The organism is Paractinoplanes pyxinae (assembly GCF_026626335.1).
Lineage (GTDB): Bacteria > Actinomycetota > Actinomycetes > Mycobacteriales > Micromonosporaceae > Actinoplanes > Actinoplanes pyxinae.
The window spans coordinates 226809-243631 of sequence record NZ_JAPNTZ010000008.1; the positions used below are offsets into that span (position 1 = coordinate 226809).

At 70.4% G+C, this 16823-nt stretch carries 15 protein-coding genes; 7 read left to right on the forward strand and 8 right to left on the reverse strand.

The window, feature by feature from the left end; genetic code table 11:
• Positions 1 to 115 precede the first annotated feature (115 nt).
• Genes OWR29_RS23830 through OWR29_RS23840 form a run of 3 tightly spaced genes read left to right on the forward strand, consistent with a single transcriptional unit; the run spans position 116 to position 1405 of the window.
• Positions 116 to 391: a hypothetical protein gene (locus OWR29_RS23830; RefSeq protein WP_267565408.1), complete on the forward strand. Its 276-nt coding sequence runs from the start codon at positions 116 to 118 to the stop codon at positions 389 to 391.
• Between the two features lie 4 nt (positions 392 to 395).
• Entirely contained in the window at positions 396 to 923 is a 528-nt protein-coding gene (locus OWR29_RS23835) for a GNAT family N-acetyltransferase (protein ID WP_267565409.1), read from the forward strand.
• A complete protein-coding gene (locus OWR29_RS23840; RefSeq protein WP_267565410.1) occupies positions 920 to 1405 on the forward strand; it encodes a hypothetical protein in 486 nt (161 codons plus the stop codon). Before OWR29_RS23835 ends, OWR29_RS23840 begins: the two co-directional genes overlap by 4 nt.
• Here OWR29_RS23840 and OWR29_RS23845 read toward each other — a convergent pair.
• On the reverse strand, positions 1383 to 2066 hold the full coding sequence (locus OWR29_RS23845; RefSeq protein ID WP_267565411.1) for a nucleotidyltransferase domain-containing protein: 684 nt from the start codon (positions 2064 to 2066) through the stop codon (positions 1383 to 1385). The two genes, OWR29_RS23840 and OWR29_RS23845, sit on opposite strands and share 23 nt — an antisense overlap.
• 12 nt (positions 2067 to 2078) lie before the next feature.
• Here OWR29_RS23845 and OWR29_RS23850 point away from each other — a divergent pair, with 12 nt between their 5' ends.
• A complete protein-coding gene (locus OWR29_RS23850) occupies positions 2079 to 2834 on the forward strand; it encodes a serine hydrolase (protein WP_267565412.1) in 756 nt (251 codons plus the stop codon).
• Between the two features lie 152 nt (positions 2835 to 2986).
• Here the strand turns inward: OWR29_RS23850 and OWR29_RS23855 are convergent, their stop codons facing one another.
• The 3 genes from OWR29_RS23855 to OWR29_RS23865 form a co-directional block, all read right to left on the reverse strand.
• Entirely contained in the window at positions 2987 to 4879 is a 1893-nt protein-coding gene (locus tag OWR29_RS23855; protein WP_267565413.1) for a pectate lyase-like domain-containing protein, read from the reverse strand.
• 90 nt (positions 4880 to 4969) lie between these two features.
• Positions 4970 to 6613, reverse strand: a complete 1644-nt coding sequence (locus OWR29_RS23860; RefSeq protein WP_267565414.1) for an RNA polymerase sigma factor — start codon at positions 6611 to 6613, stop codon at positions 4970 to 4972.
• Positions 6610 to 6948, reverse strand: coding sequence for a YciI family protein (locus OWR29_RS23865; protein WP_267565415.1), 339 nt, complete (start codon positions 6946 to 6948; stop codon positions 6610 to 6612). Before OWR29_RS23865 ends, OWR29_RS23860 begins: the two co-directional genes overlap by 4 nt.
• Before the next feature lie 100 nt (positions 6949 to 7048).
• Here OWR29_RS23865 and OWR29_RS23870 point away from each other — a divergent pair, with 100 nt between their 5' ends.
• The 3 genes from OWR29_RS23870 to OWR29_RS23880 all read left to right on the forward strand — a co-directional run bounded on the left by OWR29_RS23870 (position 7049) and on the right by OWR29_RS23880 (position 13426).
• A complete protein-coding gene (locus tag OWR29_RS23870; protein WP_267565416.1) occupies positions 7049 to 10900 on the forward strand; it encodes an ATP-binding protein in 3852 nt (1283 codons plus the stop codon).
• A gap of 299 nt (positions 10901 to 11199) precedes the next feature.
• A complete protein-coding gene (locus OWR29_RS23875) occupies positions 11200 to 12576 on the forward strand; it encodes an FAD-binding oxidoreductase (protein WP_267565417.1) in 1377 nt (458 codons plus the stop codon).
• A 202-nt stretch (positions 12577 to 12778) separates the two neighbouring features.
• Complete coding sequence (locus OWR29_RS23880; protein WP_267565418.1) at positions 12779 to 13426, forward strand: potassium channel family protein; 648 nt, start codon at positions 12779 to 12781, stop codon at positions 13424 to 13426.
• 38 nt (positions 13427 to 13464) lie between these two features.
• On the opposite strand, the gene OWR29_RS23885 is transcribed toward OWR29_RS23880, so the two are convergent.
• Genes OWR29_RS23885 through OWR29_RS23900 form a run of 4 tightly spaced genes read right to left on the reverse strand, consistent with a single transcriptional unit; the run spans position 13465 to position 16681 of the window.
• Positions 13465 to 14211, reverse strand: coding sequence for a hypothetical protein (locus tag OWR29_RS23885; protein WP_267565419.1), 747 nt, complete (start codon positions 14209 to 14211; stop codon positions 13465 to 13467).
• 24 nt (positions 14212 to 14235) lie between these two features.
• Positions 14236 to 14946, reverse strand: coding sequence for an ABC transporter ATP-binding protein (locus tag OWR29_RS23890; RefSeq protein ID WP_267565420.1), 711 nt, complete (start codon positions 14944 to 14946; stop codon positions 14236 to 14238).
• The gene (locus tag OWR29_RS23895; RefSeq protein ID WP_267565421.1) at positions 14919 to 15740 is read right to left on the reverse strand and encodes an ABC transporter permease; all 822 of its coding nucleotides are present in this window, start codon (positions 15738 to 15740) and stop codon (positions 14919 to 14921) included. The genes OWR29_RS23890 and OWR29_RS23895 overlap by 28 nt, the downstream gene beginning before the upstream one ends.
• On the reverse strand, positions 15737 to 16681 hold the full coding sequence (locus tag OWR29_RS23900) for an aliphatic sulfonate ABC transporter substrate-binding protein (RefSeq protein ID WP_267565422.1): 945 nt from the start codon (positions 16679 to 16681) through the stop codon (positions 15737 to 15739). The genes OWR29_RS23895 and OWR29_RS23900 overlap by 4 nt, the downstream gene beginning before the upstream one ends.
• Positions 16682 to 16823 lie beyond the last annotated feature (142 nt).

A 16823-nucleotide genomic window follows, 5' to 3' on the forward strand; every position in this document is an offset into this window, starting at 1 on the left:
ACCTGTCCGCCCAGCCGTCGATTGTTACGCCGGCTGCGTTCCCGACCCGTCAGGAACGTAGCGGGCGGGCCTGAGCTCCCGAAATTCCGTTGATCGCGGTCTCTACCGTGGAGTCATGACGTGGATCGCCGTCTCGGCCGCCGTGATTGCCGCGCTGTGCGCCGGCCTGTGGGTGTGGGGCCGCCGGCGTCGTAAGCCCGTGGACAAGCTGGCCGCGGCTCGCAAGGCCGCCGGGCAGATCCGGCGCGAGCGGAAGCGGCCCGGCGATGACATCTTCCGCCGCGGCCGGGGCGTGCCGGACAGGCACACGGGTGCGGTCGGCGAGAACGACCACTTCCGCGCGGCAGCCGGCTTCGACGGCGGCAGCGGTGGCGGCGGCGGGAGCGACTGAGCCGGTGGACGTGCGGATCGCGAAATGCCGGGCGGAGGACGTTGCGGCGCTGGAGAAGGTGCTGCCCTCGCCGGGGTTGAGCGGGTATCACGAGGCTCGCTATCGGCGGCAGGTCGCCGGGGGCGGCACCTATCTAGTGGCCTGCGTCGACGATGGACTGCCGGGCGGGTCGGGCGAGATCATCTGGGGCGGTTGCGGGGCGGCCGAGGTTCAGGCGGCGTTTCCCGGGGTGCCGGAGCTCAGTGGGCTGAGCGTGGTGCCGCGGCGGCAGGGGCAGGGCATCGGGACGGCGCTGATCAGTGCGGCCGAGTCGGTGGTGGTCGCGCGGGGCGTGGGGCGGCTCGGGATGGGTGTGGACGACTCGAACGGGCGGGCGGCGGCGCTCTACCTCCGGCTGGGCTATGCCGAGACGGGGTGCCACTATCTCGACCGTTACCACTACGTCGACGACAGCGGCGAACGTCATGAGGTGGCGGATCCCTGCCGGTTCCTGGTCAAAGAGCTGCGGCCGCCTGCCACTATCGGCGGGTGATCAAGACTTACGTGCTCGCGCTCGCCGCTGCTCTCACCATCGGAGGCTGCGGCGACGAACCGGAGCCGGAGCCTGCTGCACCTGCCTCCACTCCAGAGTCGGCGGCGCCGAGTTCTTCGCCGGCGGCCTCGGTGGCACCGGTGAAGGCGCCCGCTGTCGCCGACGGTGAGCTGGTGCGGCGGGTGATGACGATCCGCGACCGGGTGCCGAACGAGCAGACCACCATTCACCGCCTGTCCGACGGCACCGGCGAGTACATGGTTCAGGCGGCGTGCGCCGACCAGAAACCGGACAAGACCTTGACGTACGTCGTGAAGGTCGGCAAGGCACAGCGGGAGCTCGTGCGGGGCGAGTTCCCCTGCGACGGATCAGTGCGGCAGGACGGGATCAGCACGTTGGAACGCGGGCAGGTGCTGATCTATCTGGACGGCGGGCCGGTCGAGTCGGCGTACGCGCTGATCAGGCCGCTCGGGACGCAATGAGGTCGATGTCGGCGCCCCACTCGTCGAGGACGTCGCCGTGGCCCTCGGCGCGGACCAGGTCGACCACCGCCGGGAACAGCTCGACGGGGTGGGTAGCCACGTAGGCCGGCGCCAGCAGGTCGTTCCACGGGTCCGGCAGCGGATGGGTGGCCAGTTCCCACTCCAGGTACTTGTTGTACGGGCGCAGCCGGCCGTGCAGGGCGAACACCGTCGTCAGCAACCAGCCGACGCTCTCCTGCTCGTCGAGGGCGGCGGCCGCCGGGTGGCCGTCGCGGCGGCTCTTCACGGCCCGGTAGAGCTGGTTGACGTAGCCGTCCAACGCCTCGCGCGCCCACTCGCGAGCCTCCTCGGCGGTCGGGGTGGCCTGGCGCTCGACCAGGGCCGCGACGCCACCGCGATCGAGCAGGACCTGCGCGCCGCGGAAGCCGTAGCGCGGCCACAGGACCGACGTGTCGGCCATCTGCCCGGCGGTGACGGCGGCGATGTCGAGCGTCCGTGTTCGCTCCCGAGGCCAGGCGCCGCTGTGGGCGGCGATGACGACCGTGATGTCGACGTCGGAGTGCTCGGTGGCCAGGCCGCGAGCGCGCGAGCCGGTGAGGACTACGCCGAGCACGTTCGGATCGGCGGTGGCCCGGGTCAGCAGGTCGTCGAGGTCTGACACGACAATGATCGTATGGACCTGCAGCCGGTTGTCGATCGAGTTGTCGCGGGCACGCCGGGGGTGCGCTGGTCGATCAGCGTGCCGGGGCGGGCCGAGCACGAGCCGGGGCGGCGGCTGCGGACGGCCAGCATCGGCAAGCTGCTGCTGTTGATCGAGGTCGCGCGGGGCATCGAGGACGGCTCGCTCGATCCGGGCGAATTGCTGAGCAAGGACCCGGCGCTGGCGGTGGCCGACTCCGGGTTGTGGCAGCACCTGGCGGTCGAGGCACTGCCCCTGACCGACGTGGCGGTGCTGATCGCGTCAGTGAGCGACAACTTCGCGACGAATGTGATGCTGGCACGAGTCGGGTTGCCGGCTGTGCGGCTGGTGGCGGCTCGGCTGCACCTGCACGAGACGGAGCTGCTTGATTTCGTACGCAACAAGAGAGCAAGCCACCACCCGCCGACGCTATCGACGGGCGCCGCCGGCGAACTGGCGGGACTGATGCAGCACATCGCGCGCCGGACGCTGCTCACTCGCGCAGTTTCTGAGCGAATGGACACCTGGATGGCCACAAGTGTCGACTTGTCGATGGTCGCGTCCGGCTTCGGCGACGACCCGCTCGCCCACACCGCCACCGTTCGCAACAAAACGGGCACCGACGACGGCATTCGCGCCGATGTCGGCTTTGTCGGTGATCAGGCGTACGCCGTGCTGGCCAACTACCCGGCCGGCGACACCTGGCTGGTCATGCGCGCCATGCGCGAAATCGGCGCCGCATTGTCGTAAAGCCGCAGCATCCTGAGCTGTTCGGACAATGCCGAAACGGTCTCACAGGAGCAGAATGACGGACGGGACGGGTGCCTACCCCGCCAGGAGGCATCCGTCCCCTTGGTTTCGGTGACGAAGGGCCGGGAGGGTTCCCGGCCCTTCGTCGTGTCCTACGGCGCGGGGTAGTCCGTGACGAAGACCGGCGCGCCGACCTTGGTCATGTCGGCCGCCTCGCCGACCCCGTTGACGACGTGGTTGATCACGCCGGCGCTGAGGTTGACGGTCATGATGTGGTGCAGCTTCACACCGGGCCGCTTCGGCACCTCGAAACCGTTCTCGGTGACGATCGACGGGTTGTTCTGGTTAAAGACGTAGACCCCGGCCCCGTACAGGCTGTGGTTCTTGACCTTGTCCCCGACCTTGTACCCGGCGTAGCCCTTGACCTTGCCGTTCATCCAGTCCGCCTGGGTCGGCGGGTCGTACGGCAGTTCGTTCTGGTAGAGCACGGTGGTGCCCCTCTCGCCGTTCCAGACGGTGTTGTACTTCTGGAAGTGCTCGACGAAAAGACCCGTCGCGGTCACGTTGTCGCCGTTGATGACGGCGCCGTAGCGACCGGTGTTGGTGCGCCACCGCTGGGTGTCGCCGTTCACGCCCTCGGTGAAGCCCTCGACGCCGTGGTCACCGCGCCACACCCAGGTGTGGTCGATCAGCACGTTGTCGCTGTTCACCTCGAGCGCGGTGTCGACCTTGCCGATGTGCGGGCCGCCCACCCGGAAGTAGACGTCCGACAGCGTGGTCGGGTTCGCGGCCGAGCTGATGCCCAGCCCGTTCTTGTTGCCGACCTGCAGCAGGTTCTTCGACTCCTTGGTGCCGGCGTCGATCGTGACGCCCGCGACGATGACGCCGGGGACGTCGGCCACCTTGAGCGGCGTGGCCCCGTTGACCGCGGTCAGCGTGGCGTGGCCGATCCCGAGCACGACCTGGTTCGGCCGCAGCACGTGGATGGTCTGATCGATGTTGTAGATGCCCGGCGTGAACAGCAGGTTCTTGCCGAGGAGCAGGTTCGCGTTGATCAGCCACTCGGGGTCGGACGGCTTCGCGACGAAGAAGTCGCTCAGCGGGATCGTCCGGCCGCTCGTGAGGTCCTCGTCCCAGCTGACACCGCTGGTGTTGCGGTGCGCGCTCGGCACGCGGACGGCGTACTTGCCCTTGGCGTCGACGAACAGGAAGGGCTTCTCCCGGCTCAGCGGGGTCTTCTCCAGGGTCGTGTACGGCGTGGCCGGGAAGTCCGCCTCGGAAGGGGCGCCCTCGACGCCGGCGAAGACCTGGTTCCAGACCGCGTTGGACCAGTTGCCGACCTTGCTGTTACGGGTGAGCCACTGCTGCTGCGAACCGTTGGTGACCGCGCCGAACTGCGAGTCGGCGATGAAGCCACCACTCGCGTACTGCGGGCCGGCCGTGCAGTAGTCCATCAGCGTGAAGCCGCCGTCGACGTTGAGCCGGCGCAGCGACACGGCCTGCGAGACGGCCCAGAAGTTGGCGCCGGCCCGGCACCCGTCCTGACCCGCTCCGTTGACCTTGATGGACAGGTTCGACAGCGTGCGCCAGAAGTTGACCAGCGCGAGGCAGTTGCTCGTGCCGCCACCCTCGAGGCAGCGGTTGTAGACCTCGACCTTGCCGTTGATGACAACGTCGCTGGGCGAGGCGCCGAGGCCGGAGACCTCGGTGTAGTAACCGACCTTGATCTGCAGCGGCTGGGCGTCGGTGCCGTAGGTGCCCGGCTTGAACAGGAAGGCGTACCGGTTGGTGCCCATCTCGGCGTTGACCTGTTGCGCGTACGCCGCGTCGAGCTTCGCCTGAATCTCGGCGACGGGCGTGCTCGGGTCGAAAACAGTGACGTTGGCGCCGAAATTGGGCGTGGCCGCGGTGGCGGCCGGAATTGCGGTGGGGGCTGCGGCGGCGGGGACGCTGGTGAGCGCACCCACGGTGACCGTGGCGAGCGCTACGGCGAAGATCCGTCGCAGGTGCCGGCGACCGGACGGCCGCCCGGCGTTTGTCGTCATGCGGGAAGGTCCCTTCCGTTAACGGGGGAGCAACAAACTGGATCACAGCAAGCAATAGACGCATCGACATGTCAAGAACTGGCGCGCACGTCAGGTGCGGCATTCGCACAGGCTTCGGACATCTCGCCGCGGTTCCGGAACGCACCTTGCCCGAATGGCCCTGCCGTACGGATGTTCGGCCGCCGGAACCGGTACCGGCGATCTGCCGGTACCGGTACCGGAAGCGCTTTCCCGCCGCCGGCGGAGGTGGTCACGCTCCGTGTCGGTCGGCGCCAGTTTCCCGGCGCGTTCGAACTCGGCCGCTGCTTCGGCTCGCCGGTCGAGGCGCAGCAGCATCTCGGCCCTCGCGGCCGGCAGCTGGTGGTTGCCGGGCAGGTCGAAGTCGAGCAGGGCGAGGGCGGCGGCCGGACCGTCGGTTTGTGCAATCGCGACTGCGCGATTGAGTCGCACTATGAGCGAGCCGCTCAGTTTCTCCAGCCGTTCGTACAAGACGACGATCGCCGGCCAGTCGGTGTTGTCCGTTTGCTGCGCGACTGAGTGCTGGGCGGCGATCAGTGCTTGAAGGCGATAGGGGCCGGCGGGTGCCGGCGGTTCGAGCAAGGTGAGCGCTTCGGCGATCTCGACGGCGTCCCATTGCGTACGGTCCTGGTCCGCGAGCAGCACAAGCCGGCCATCGCGGCGCCGCGCATGCCGCCGCGAGTGCTGCAGCAACATGAGCGCCAACAGCCCAGCCACTTCGGCGTCGTCGGGCATCAGGTCACGCAGAAGCCGCCCGATGCGAATCGCCTCGAAGGCCACCTCGTCCCGGTACGACCGGTACCCCTCAGTGAAGAGCAGGTAGATCACCGCAGCGGCGCCGGCCGCCCGCTCCGGCAGCTCAGCCGCCCGCGGCACAGCGAGCGGGATGCCGGCGGTCTGAATCTTGCGCTTGGCCCGGGTGATGCGGGCGGCCATGGTCGGCTCGCTGACGAGAAACAGCCGGGCGATCTCAGGGACGGTCAAGCCGGCCACGAATCGCAGGGTGAGGGCCACTTGCGCTTCAAGGCCGAGCGCCGGGTGGCAGCACGCGAACAGCAACTGCAGGGAGTCGTCAGGGGCGGACGCTTTCTTGCGCTTACCGTCGGACGCTCCATTGCGCTTCCCGTCGGACGCCGCTTCGCACCTCTCGACAGGCACACTCTCGTGCGCTACGGCCGCTCTTTTGCGCTCCTCGGCGGCCACTCCCTCGCGCGCATCGGCCGCCCTTTCCCGCTTCCCGGCGGCCACTCGCTTACGCGAATCGGCCTCCCCATCGAGCGCTCCGGCCACCTCTTTGCGCTTCCCGTCGGACGCCGCTTCGCGCCTCTCGACAGGCACACTCTCGTGCGCTACGGCCGCTCTTTTGCGCTCCTCGCCGGCCAACCCCTCGCGCGCATCGGGCGCCCCTTCGCTCGGCCAAGGGTGTGGGGAGCCGGCTGGGAGCAGCGGGGGTGCTTCCTCGGGGGTGATCAGCAGCGGGAGGTAGCGGCGCAGGGTTTCGTCGCGGCGTCGGCGGTCGATGGCTCGGCGGCGGGCGACCGAGAGCAGCCAGGCGGCGGGGCGGCGCGGGACGCCCTCGCCGGGCCACTGGCGGGTGGCGGCGGCGAAGGCGTCCTGCAGCGCGTCCTCGGCCAGGTCGAAGCTGCGCAGCTCGGCCACGAGGGTGGCCAGCAGCGGCCCCCGGTGCTCGCGGAACGCAGCCTCGACGGCGGTCACTCGAAGGCCACCACCGGGCGGACCTCGACGATGTCGCCCAGTTCGGCGAGGGCTCGGCCGAACTCGAGCGCCTCGTCCAGGTCGCGCGCCTCGACCAGGTAGAAGCCGCCCAACTGCTCGGCCGTCTCGGCGTACGGGCCGTCGGTCAGCAAGCCACCCGAACGGATGGTTGTGGCCGTGTCGGTGAGCGCGAGTTCCTCCCCGCCGCGGTCGGCGTTGCGCTCTTTCAGCAGCGCGGCGAACCGGCCGTGGGCCTCGTAGGCCTGGCGCCGCTGCTCCTCGTCGGCCTCGGCCCAGTTCTTCTCGACCTGGTAGATCAGCAGTGCGTACTTCATGCGTACCTCCCGCACTCATCATGGATGTCATCCGGTCGTCGCACGACGTCCGGCGAAATCGACAATGTGAGGCGATCAGTCCGACCCTTAGCCTGACCGCATGCGTTTCCGGTTGCTGGGTCCCCTCGAAGTGCGGACCGTCGACGGAACGCCGGCCGATCCAGGAGGGCCGAAGCCGCGCGCCCTGCTCACCCTGCTGCTCAGCGAGGCCGGCCGGGTCGTGAGTGTCGACCGGGTGATGGCCGCGCTGTGGGGCGACAACCCGCCGCCCGGAGCAACCGGCACGGTCCAGTCGTACGTCTCCCAGCTGCGCCGCCTGCTCGGCAAGAACCTGATCGTCACCCGCTCCCCCGGCTACCTGGCCGACGTCGACCCGGCCGATATCGACCTGCTCCGCCTGCCCGCGCTGCTCGACGAGGCAGCCGAGCTCGACCCGGCCCATCGTCCGACACCGCCCCGACCCGATGACCTGCACGCGGCGGCCAAGCTGCTAACCGAGGCCGTCGACCTGTGGCGCGGCGAGCCGTTGGCCGACCTGCCCGACGATCCGCAGGTGGTGGCCGCCCGCAGCCGTCTGGCCGAGTTGCACCTGCTGGCCCGCCACCGCCGCGCCGCCTGCTGGATCGAGCTGGGCCGCACCGCCGAGGCCATCACCGAACTGGAAGGCCTGGTCGCCGAGCACCCCCTCCGCGAGGAGTTGTGGGCGGAGCTGATCAAAGCTCTCTACCGCGCCGGACGCCAGGCCGACGCCCTGAACGCCTACCGCCGATGCGCCCAGATCCTGGCCGACGAACTGGGCATCGACCCCAGCCCCAACCTCCGCGCCCTGGAAACTGCGGTCCTACGCCAAGACAGGGCCATGAGCGAGCGCGCAACGAACGAACACTTTCTGAGCGAACGTGCAACTCATGACAAGGTGCCGAGCGAGCGTGCAAGAAGCGCAGCCGGTGAACACTCGTTGAGCGAACGCACAGCCGACGACCTCGACATGAGCAGCAATGCGACTACTGCGCGCATGGCAGTCGAGCGATCGTTGAGCGAACGTGCGACAAGCGACAACGCCGCGCACAACAGTGCGGCAAATGAGCGTTCGACGAGCGAACGTGCAACGAGCGACAATATCGCGCACGACAGTGCGGCAAGTGAGCGCTCGGTGAGCGAACGTGCAACGAGCGACAACGCCGCGTACCACGGTGCGGCAAGTGAGCGCTCGATGGGCGAACATGCAGCAAGCGACAACGCCGCGCACAACAATGCGGCGAGTGAGCGCTCGGTGGGCGAACGTGCAACGAGCGACAACATCGCGCACAACCGTGCGGCCAGCGAGCGTTCGGTGGGCGAACGTGCAACGAGCGACAACATCGCGCACAACCGTGCGGCCAGCGAGCGTTCGGTGGGCGAACGTACAACGAGCGACAACATCGCGCACAACCCTGCGGCCAGCGAGCGTTCGGCGAGCGAACGTGCAACAAGCGGCCGTTTGATCGGTGAGCGGGCGCTCGTGGGGCGGCGGGCTGAGCAAAGCCGGCTGCGGGCTGCTCTCGGGGAGGTGACGAGGGGCAGCGGGGCGGTCATCGTGCTCGAGGGTGAGGCGGGGATCGGCAAGACGCGGCTTGCGGAGGCTGCGGCGGCCATGGCGGGGGCTCAGGGCTGGCGGTCGGTGTGGAGCCGGTGCGCGGACGACGCGGGGGTGCCGGCGCTTTGGCCGTGGCTGCAGGTGCTCGAAAGGCTGGACGGTGGCGGGCTGCACGGGGCGGCCGACGGGGATCCGACGTTTGCTCTGTTCGACGAGCTGCGTCGGCGGCTGGCTGGGGCAGCTTCGGCCACTCCCCTTCTGATCGTGCTCGACGATGTGCAGGCGGCCGATGCGACGTCGCTGGCCCTGCTTGCGCTGCTGGCCCGTCACCTTGAGGGTGTCCGGCTGCTGGTGGTGCTGACCGTGCGGACCGTCGGTGAGGAGCTGCCGGGTGAGGTGGTGGACTGCCTGGCGGCGCTCGCGCGGGAGCCGCGCGCTCAGCGGATTCAGTTGACCGGTCTCACGCCGGGCGATGTGCGCGAACTGATCGGTGGGTCGGACGAACTTGCGCGCATCGTGCATGAGCGAACAGACGGCAACCCGTTCTTCGCCGGGGAGCTGACGGCGCTGGTCGAGGCTGAGGGCCGGGTTGACGGGCTGCCTCCGTCCGTACGCGATGTGCTGGACCGCCGCCTGGCCCGGTTGCCCGCCGAAACTGTCGCTTTGTTGCGGTTGGCGGCGGTGATCGGACGCGACGCCGACCTGCCGCTGCTCGAAACGGCGTCGGGGCTCGACGCCGAGCAGGTGATCACCGAGCTGGAGCCGGCGGTGGCGAGCCGGGTTCTGCGCTTCGACGAGACGGCCTGGCGCTGGCGGTTCAGTCATGCGCTCGTCCAGGAGACGCTGCTGGCGGGGCTTAGCCGGATCGCCGCGGCCCGGCTGCACGCGCGCGTCGCACAGGCCCTTAGCGGCGCCGCCGCGGTCGATCGGCTGGCCCACCACTATTTCCAGGCGGTGCCCGTTACCGGCGCCGAGCCCGCCCGGCGGTACGCGATCGAGGCCGCGGCGGCCGCCCGTGACCAGCACGCGCACGCCGAGGCGGCCACCCAGACCCGGCGGGCTCTGGCGCTGCTCGGGCCGGACGACACCGAGCGGCATCGGCTGCTCGTGGCGCTCGGAGACGACCTGCTGCGCGCGGGGCGGCTCAACGAGGCCCAAGAGGTCGTCGCCGAGGCGATTGCGGTGGCCCGGCGGCTTGGTGATCGGGACAAGCTCGCCGCCGCCGCCAGCGTGTGGGGCGGCGTCACGTTGTGGAACTGGCGTGCGTACGGCGTCGTCGACGAAAGCCTGGTGGCGCTGCTCGAAGAACTGGCCGAGTCGGCCGGCGAGCAGGACCCGGCTCTGCGGGCCCGGCTGCTCGGCACGCTCGGGGTCGAACTCGCCTACAGCGCCACGCGACGGGCGGACAGCGTCGCTTCGGCCGAACGAGCGGTCGAAGTTGCACGTTCGCTCAACGATCCTGCACTCCTCGGCCGGACGCTCAACAACTACATGATTGCCACCTGGGGGTCGGCCGACCGGAACGCGCGCTGGCTCGAGGCGGTGGAGGAGTCGCTTGCGCTCAACGGGCTTCCGCTGCGCACCGAGTTCTTCGCGCGGCTGCACCGCGGGCCGTTGTTGCTGCATCTGGGGGACGCGGCCGGCTTCGAGGCCGACCTGGCGGCGGCGACCCGGCTCGCGGCCCGGCTCACCGGACCCGACGTACGGCCGCACCTGCTCTATCAAGAGACCGGTCGGGCCATGCTGCGCGGGCGGTGGGCTGAAGGCGAGGAGAGCGCCGACCAGGCGTACGCGCAATTCCGGCAGACGAGTCTGTGGGGTGCACGTTTCTGTCGCATCCTGCACGTTTTCACGTTCCGGGGTCGCGACGGCCGGCTCGGCGACGCGTTGGCCGAACTGGTGGACGGCGCCGAGGAGATGAACGTTCCGCTGCTGCACGGGACGGCGGTTGTCGCCGCGGCCAAGTCGGGCAACCTGACCGAGGCGCGGCGGCTGCGGCGGCGGTGGCCGGACGTGGTGCCGCGCGACTGGACGACGGACGCGGTATTGGTCGTGCAGGCGTGGATCTCGCTCGCTCTCGGCGGTGATCTGTCCGCGGCGTACGAGTCACTTCTGCCCTACCGCGGCCGGCAGATCGTGGTCGGGACGGCCGGCGCCTGCTGGGGCTCGTACGACCTGGAACTGGCCCGCCTGGCCACGGCCCTGGGACGCGATGCCGAGGCCGCCGCCCACCGAGATGCCGCGGCCGCCCTGGGCGAGGCGGTCGGGTCACCCTGGCAGGTGAAGGAAGCCCGCGGGCAGGAGACCAAGCGCGAGCGGGCGAGTAAAGGAGCGCAGGGGCAGGCGAGTAAGGAAGCGCGCGGGCAGGAAACGTAAGCGCGCGGGCGAGTGAACCAACACGCGGGCAAGAAGACCCAAGCGCGGGCAGGCGAGTGAAGAAGCGCGCGGAAAGTGAAGGAAGCGCTCATTGGCGAGCGAAAGAAGGCAACGCGGCGGGAGCGGATCGGCCCGGCAAGAGAAGCAACCCCGCAAGAGTGAGTGAGTCGAGGCCGCCGCGGCACGCCGGCTGGGAAAAGACGCCCGCAAGGATTTCGCAAGGTGAACCTTAAGCCGATCGCAAGCGAGGTTCGGCAGAGTCCTCGGTGAAGCTACACCGTTGACCGGAAGGGACCACCATGACCACCGCCGTCGAAACCTTCGAGGCGCTTCGCCGCCGACTCACCGGCGCGCTCGCCGTGCCGGGCGAGCCGCTGTACGCCGCGCTGACGGCTGGATTCAACGTCGCCATCGCCGCTACGCCGGCCGCCGTCGTCGAAGCGCGCGACGCGCAGGACGTTGTCGAGGCCGTACGGTTCGCGGCCACGACCGGGCGGGCGGTCGCCGTGCAGGCCACCGGGCACGGGCTGGCGTCCACCTTGGACGGCGCGATCCTCGTGCACACCGGCCGCCTCGACGAGTGCGTGGTGCACCCGGACGGCTGGGCCCGGGTCGGCGCCGGGGTGCGCTGGCAGCAGGTGCTCGACGCGGCCGCGCCGCACGGGCTGGCCCCGCTGTGCGGTTCGGCGCCGGCCGTCGGAGTCGTCGGCTACACGACCGGCGGCGGGCTGGGACCGGTCGCGCGGACTTACGGCTGGGCTTCCGATCGCGTACGGGCCATCGAGATCGTCACCGGCGACGGGGTGCCGCGCCGGGTGACCGCAACCGAGGAGCCCGACCTGTTCTGGGGCGTGCGCGGCGGCAAGGGGGCGCTCGGCATCGTCACGGCGCTCGAGTTCGACCTGGTTCCGCTGCCTGAGGTGTACGCCGGTGCGCTGTACTTCGCGGGCGCCGACGCGCACGCCGTTGTGCACCGCTGGCGTGAGTGGTCGTCCGCGTTGCCGGCCGAGGCGACCACTTCGCTGGCCCTGCTGCAGTTGCCGCCGATGCCGGGCGTGCCCGAGCCGCTGGCCGGCAAGTTCTCGGTCGCGGTCCGGTTCGCGTGGACGGGTTCTCAGGCCTCGGGTGAGGCCGTGCTCGCGCCGATGCGGGCTGCGGCTGAACCCCTGATCGATGCCGTGCAGACCATCCCGTACGCGGGAATTGGAATGGTTCACGCCGACCCGGTCGACCCGATGCCGGTGGTCGAGGACACCGACCTGCTGACCGCGCTGCCCGCCGAGGCCGTGGACGCGCTGCTGGCCGTGGCCGGGCCGGACGCCCGCTCGCCGCAGGTGATCGTCGAGCTGCGCCAGCTCGGTGGCGCCCTGGCCGCCGAACCCGCCCAGCCGAGCGCCCTGTGCCACCGCGACGCCGCGTTCGTGCTCACGATCATCGGCGTTCCCGTGCCGCCGATCGCCGACGCCCTCGTCCCGCACGCCGCCGCCGTCCGCGCGGCGCTGGGCCCGTGGGCCACCGGCGGCGCCCTGCCGAACCACGGCGCGGCGGCCGGCCCGGAGCGGATCGCCCGCTCCTACGACGCCGAGACGCTGACCCGGCTGATCGAGCTGACCGAGCGCTACGACCCGGCCCACGTGCTGCGCGCCGGCCAGGTCCCGGTCCGCCCGGCCGCCTGACAGCCGGACGCCCGCGGCGCGTGAACTAGGCGGGGTCACGCGCCGCGGCACCGGCAACTCTGCGGCGCGCGACCTGGCGGGGTCGCGCGTTGCCGTACCGGGAACTCTGCGGCGCGCGACCTGGCGCGGTCGCGCAGCACGATTCGTTTCTCCCCCACCGCGCATGATTCGGCGGGCGCGGACGGCGTTCTACCGTCGGGCGATGACGGACGGGAACGCACCCAGCCGGCCGGGCTACGCGCCGGTGATCGGGCTGATCATCTTCACGTACGTGCTGGCCACGTCGGTCACCGAGCGGGTCGGCGTGGCCCTTGTGCTGGTCGTTCAGGTCGGCACGGTCTGGTACGTGCTGCGGCTGGCCTCGATCCGCCCGCATCTGCGCAACGCAGCCACCGCCGTCTTCGTCCTGGCGGTGGTCTCCGCCGTCTGGGCGCTCGTCTTTCCAACCAACTGGTTGGTCGGGCTGACGTTTCTGGCCGGCTGTGTCCTGTACGCGATTGCTCCCCTGGCCATCGTGGCGGACGTCGCCCGCCGTGCCGTCGACCGGGAACTGCTGCTCGGCGCACTCGCCGCTTACCTCATGCTGGGCATGGCGTTCGGCTTCGCGTACCGCTGCATCGCCCTGCTGCAGCCCGGCCCGTTCTTCGGCGACGCCGGCGACGCCGCCCTGCCCGACGCCCTGTTCTTCAGCTTCGTCACGTTGACCACCACCGGGTACGGCGATCTGGTGCCGACCGGCAACCCGGGCCGCAGCCTGGCCGTGCTCGAGGCCCTGACCGGCCAACTCTTCCTCGTGACAGCGGTCGCCAAGGTGGTCGAGGCCTGGCGCCCCCGCCGCCGTCGCGACTGAATCCCATCAGCCACGAACCAAGGCCTGGCGCCACTGACTCACATCAGCCAGGGGTCCATGCCGGAGCTGCCCTGGGGTGGGTCGGCGATGATCGGCGGGGGTGGACGGCGGCGCCGAAGCACTCGGGCCAGGCGTGCGACGATCACGCCGCCCGGCCCTGGCAGGCCGAAGCCCAGCCGCGTCAGGTCGCGCGCACCCGGACCGGTTGGGATGTCCCGCGGCAGTGTCGCGACGGCTACCAGCCAGGTTGGCAGCGCAAGCAGCCGCAGCATGCGGGCCAGTCGCTCCGACTCGATCACGCTTTCCGGGTCCAGGTGCTCGTCCAGCAGCTCGGCCAGCTCCCCGCCGCGCTCGGGATGGCCGGCCGCCTCCGCGAACTCGTCGGCCGACGAGACACCCAGCGGGTCGTCGAGAACGTCCTCCTCGGCCCCGGGCTCGCGCGACGGGTCGCTCACGTAGCGCCCGACCTCTTCGTCACCGGTCCAGGCCACCACGGCCAGCTGACGGTCGGCCAGCACCCGCAGCACCAGCACAGTCGCCTTCAGGTCCTGGGCCAGCGCCTCGCCGACGCCGGCTATCCCCCGCCGCTTCGTGGCCACGGCGCCGCTCCCGGGCACGGCGATCACCGGCAGCCAGCCGCCCTCGGCGGGTCCGACCCATCCGGTGAACCGGATCCGCCGGAGCACCTCAAGTACGGCGGCGGCCTCGCCGTCGCGGACCAGGGCCACGGCGTACGAGTCACCGACCGGCCCGCCGACCTCGGCGCCGGCACCTAACGGGTACATGCTCCGATGGTCCCACCTGCGTCGTCAGGCCGCCGAGGGCACTCCCAGCAGGTCGAGCAGCCGCCGGCGCAGCACCCCGAAACCCGGTGCGTCCGGGGCCCGCGGATGCTCCAGCTCGACCGGCAGATCGGCGGCGATCACGCCTCGATCCAGAACCAGGGCGCGGTCGGCCAGCAGCAAGGCCTCCTCGACGTCGTGGGTGACCAGCAGGGCGGCGAAGCCGTGACGGGCCCGCAGCCGGCCGAACAGCTGCTGCATGCGCAGGCGGGTCAACGCGTCCAGGGCGCCGAACGGCTCGTCCAGCAGCAGCACCGATGGTTCGCGGGCCAGGGCCCGGGCGAACGCCACCCGCTGGGCCTGCCCGCCGGACAGCTCGATCGGCCACGCCCGCGCCCGGTCGGCCAGGCCCACCTCGGCCAGGGCGTCGGTGCAACGCGTACGGTCGTCGACCCCCAGGCCGACGTTGTCGATCACCCGCTTCCACGGCAGCAGGCGATGCTCCTGGAACACCACCGCATGCTGGGCCGGCACGGTGAAGTCGCCCGAGGCGGCCGGGTCCAGGCCGGCCAAAATGCGGAGCAAAGTGCTCTTGCCGGAGCCGCTGCCACCCAGCAGGGCGACCACTTCGCCGCGGGCGATGTCCAGGTCGGCGCCGTCGAGCACAGTGACCGGTCCGAAGGCTCGGCGGACGCCCCGGGCCCGTACGACTAAGTCGCTTGCAGTCCTCGGCGCCACGCCAGGGTTCTCCTCTCGAGGATGCGGAGCAGCAGGTCGGAGAGCAGCCCGAGGCCGGCGTAGACGAACAGGCCCAGCACCACGACGTCGGTCTGGCTGAACTCGCGGGCCTCCATCATGAGGAAGCCGATGCCGTTCTGCGTGTTGGTCTGCTCGCCTACCACCAGGCTCAGCCAGGCAGCCCCGATGGCCAGCCGTAGGCCCAGGAACAGCGAGGGCAACGCACCCGGCAGCACGACGTGGCGGATCCGCTGCCACGTGTTCAGGCCGCAGGTACGGGCCGCTTCGACCAGTCGCTCGTCGATGTCGCGAATTCCCGCGTACGTGTTGAAGTAGAGCGGGAAGAACGCGCCCAGCGCGACCAGCGTGATCTTCATCGACTCGCCGATGCCGACCCAGATGATCAGCAGCGGCACCAGCGCCAGGTGCGGCAGCATGCGGGCCATCTGCACCGGCGGATCGATGGCGTCGTCACCGGCCCGCAGCAGCCCGGCCACCGAGCCCAGCACCAGCGCGAGCGTCCCGCCGATGAGCAGCCCGATGGCGGCCCGGGTGAGCGAGTCGAGCAGGTGGTCGCCGAGCGTGCCGTCCCGGGCGAGCCGCCAGCCGGTCTGCAGCACTGTGCTCGGCGCCGGCAGTTTGTCCTCCGCGATCACGCCGGTCCGCGACGCCGTCTCCCACAAGACAAGGATGAGGACGGGGCTGATTGTGCGCTGCCAACGGACGCGCCGCTTCGCCTTTTGCGGCGGCTGGGCCGAGGCGACATCGGAGTCGGGCGCCGCTACGAGGGTCACGGCGCGGCCTCGGCGAACCGTGGGTCCACCAGCGACTTGACGTCCACCTTGCCGGGAATGAGCTCCAGACCGGCGAAACCGTCCGCGATGGCCTGCAACTCGTCGCCGATCGAGGCGTCCAGCTGGTCGACCGGCTGGGCCGCGCGGGCCAGCGCCCGCTTGGTGGTCGCCTCGTCGATCTTGAGCTCCGGCGCCAGGACCTGCGCACGCTCGTCGGGATGCCCGATTCCCCACGCGGTCGTTTTCTCGTACGTACGAAGGAAGCTCTTGATTTGCTCGGTCTTCAGCCCCGCGGCGTCCTTGCCCACCAGCAGGTACTCACGGTTGTTGGCGACCCCGGTGGCGTCGGCCAGGATCTGGACGCCCGGCTGCTCGGCCAGCGCGAAATAGGGATCCCAGATGATCCAGGCGTCGACCTGGTCGTTGTCGAAGGCCGGCCGCCCCTCGGCGGGCTTGAGGTACTTCACGTTGATGTCGGAGAGCTTCATGTTGTTGGCCTCGAGCAGCTTCAGCAGCAGCCAGTGCACGTTGGAGCCCTTGTTGAGCGCGACCGTCTTGCCCTTGAGGTCGGCGAAACTCTTGTAGCCCTTGGCTTTCTTGACGAGCACCGCCTCGCTCTTGGGCGACGGCGCCCCGACCCCCGCGATCACGAACTGCGTCTTGGCCGCCGCCGCGAAGATCGGCGGCGCCTCACCGGTCTGCCCGACGTCGATGGCGCCGGCCTTCAACGCCTCGGTCAACGCCGGCCCGCTCTCGAACAGCGACCAGGTAACGCCCGGCGCGTCCCCCCGCGCCTTGACGAGACTCAGCCCGCCGAACCGCTGATAGCCGATGCGCAGCCCGCCATCCCCCTCCGCGGCGTCGGTAGACGAGTCACCGCTGCAGCCACCAAGGGCCACCGCCAGAACCAAGGACGCAAGCACCACAAGCGATCGACGCATGCCCATGACTCTATCTAACCGATAGGAGATACCGGAAGAGTAGGCGACGCCGGTTCGGCTCTTCGGTTTTCCTCACGTTCAACACAGAGGGGCCGACGTGAGGGCCGCGAAGCCCGTGAGCAAGTGGAAAATCGCCGTGGCC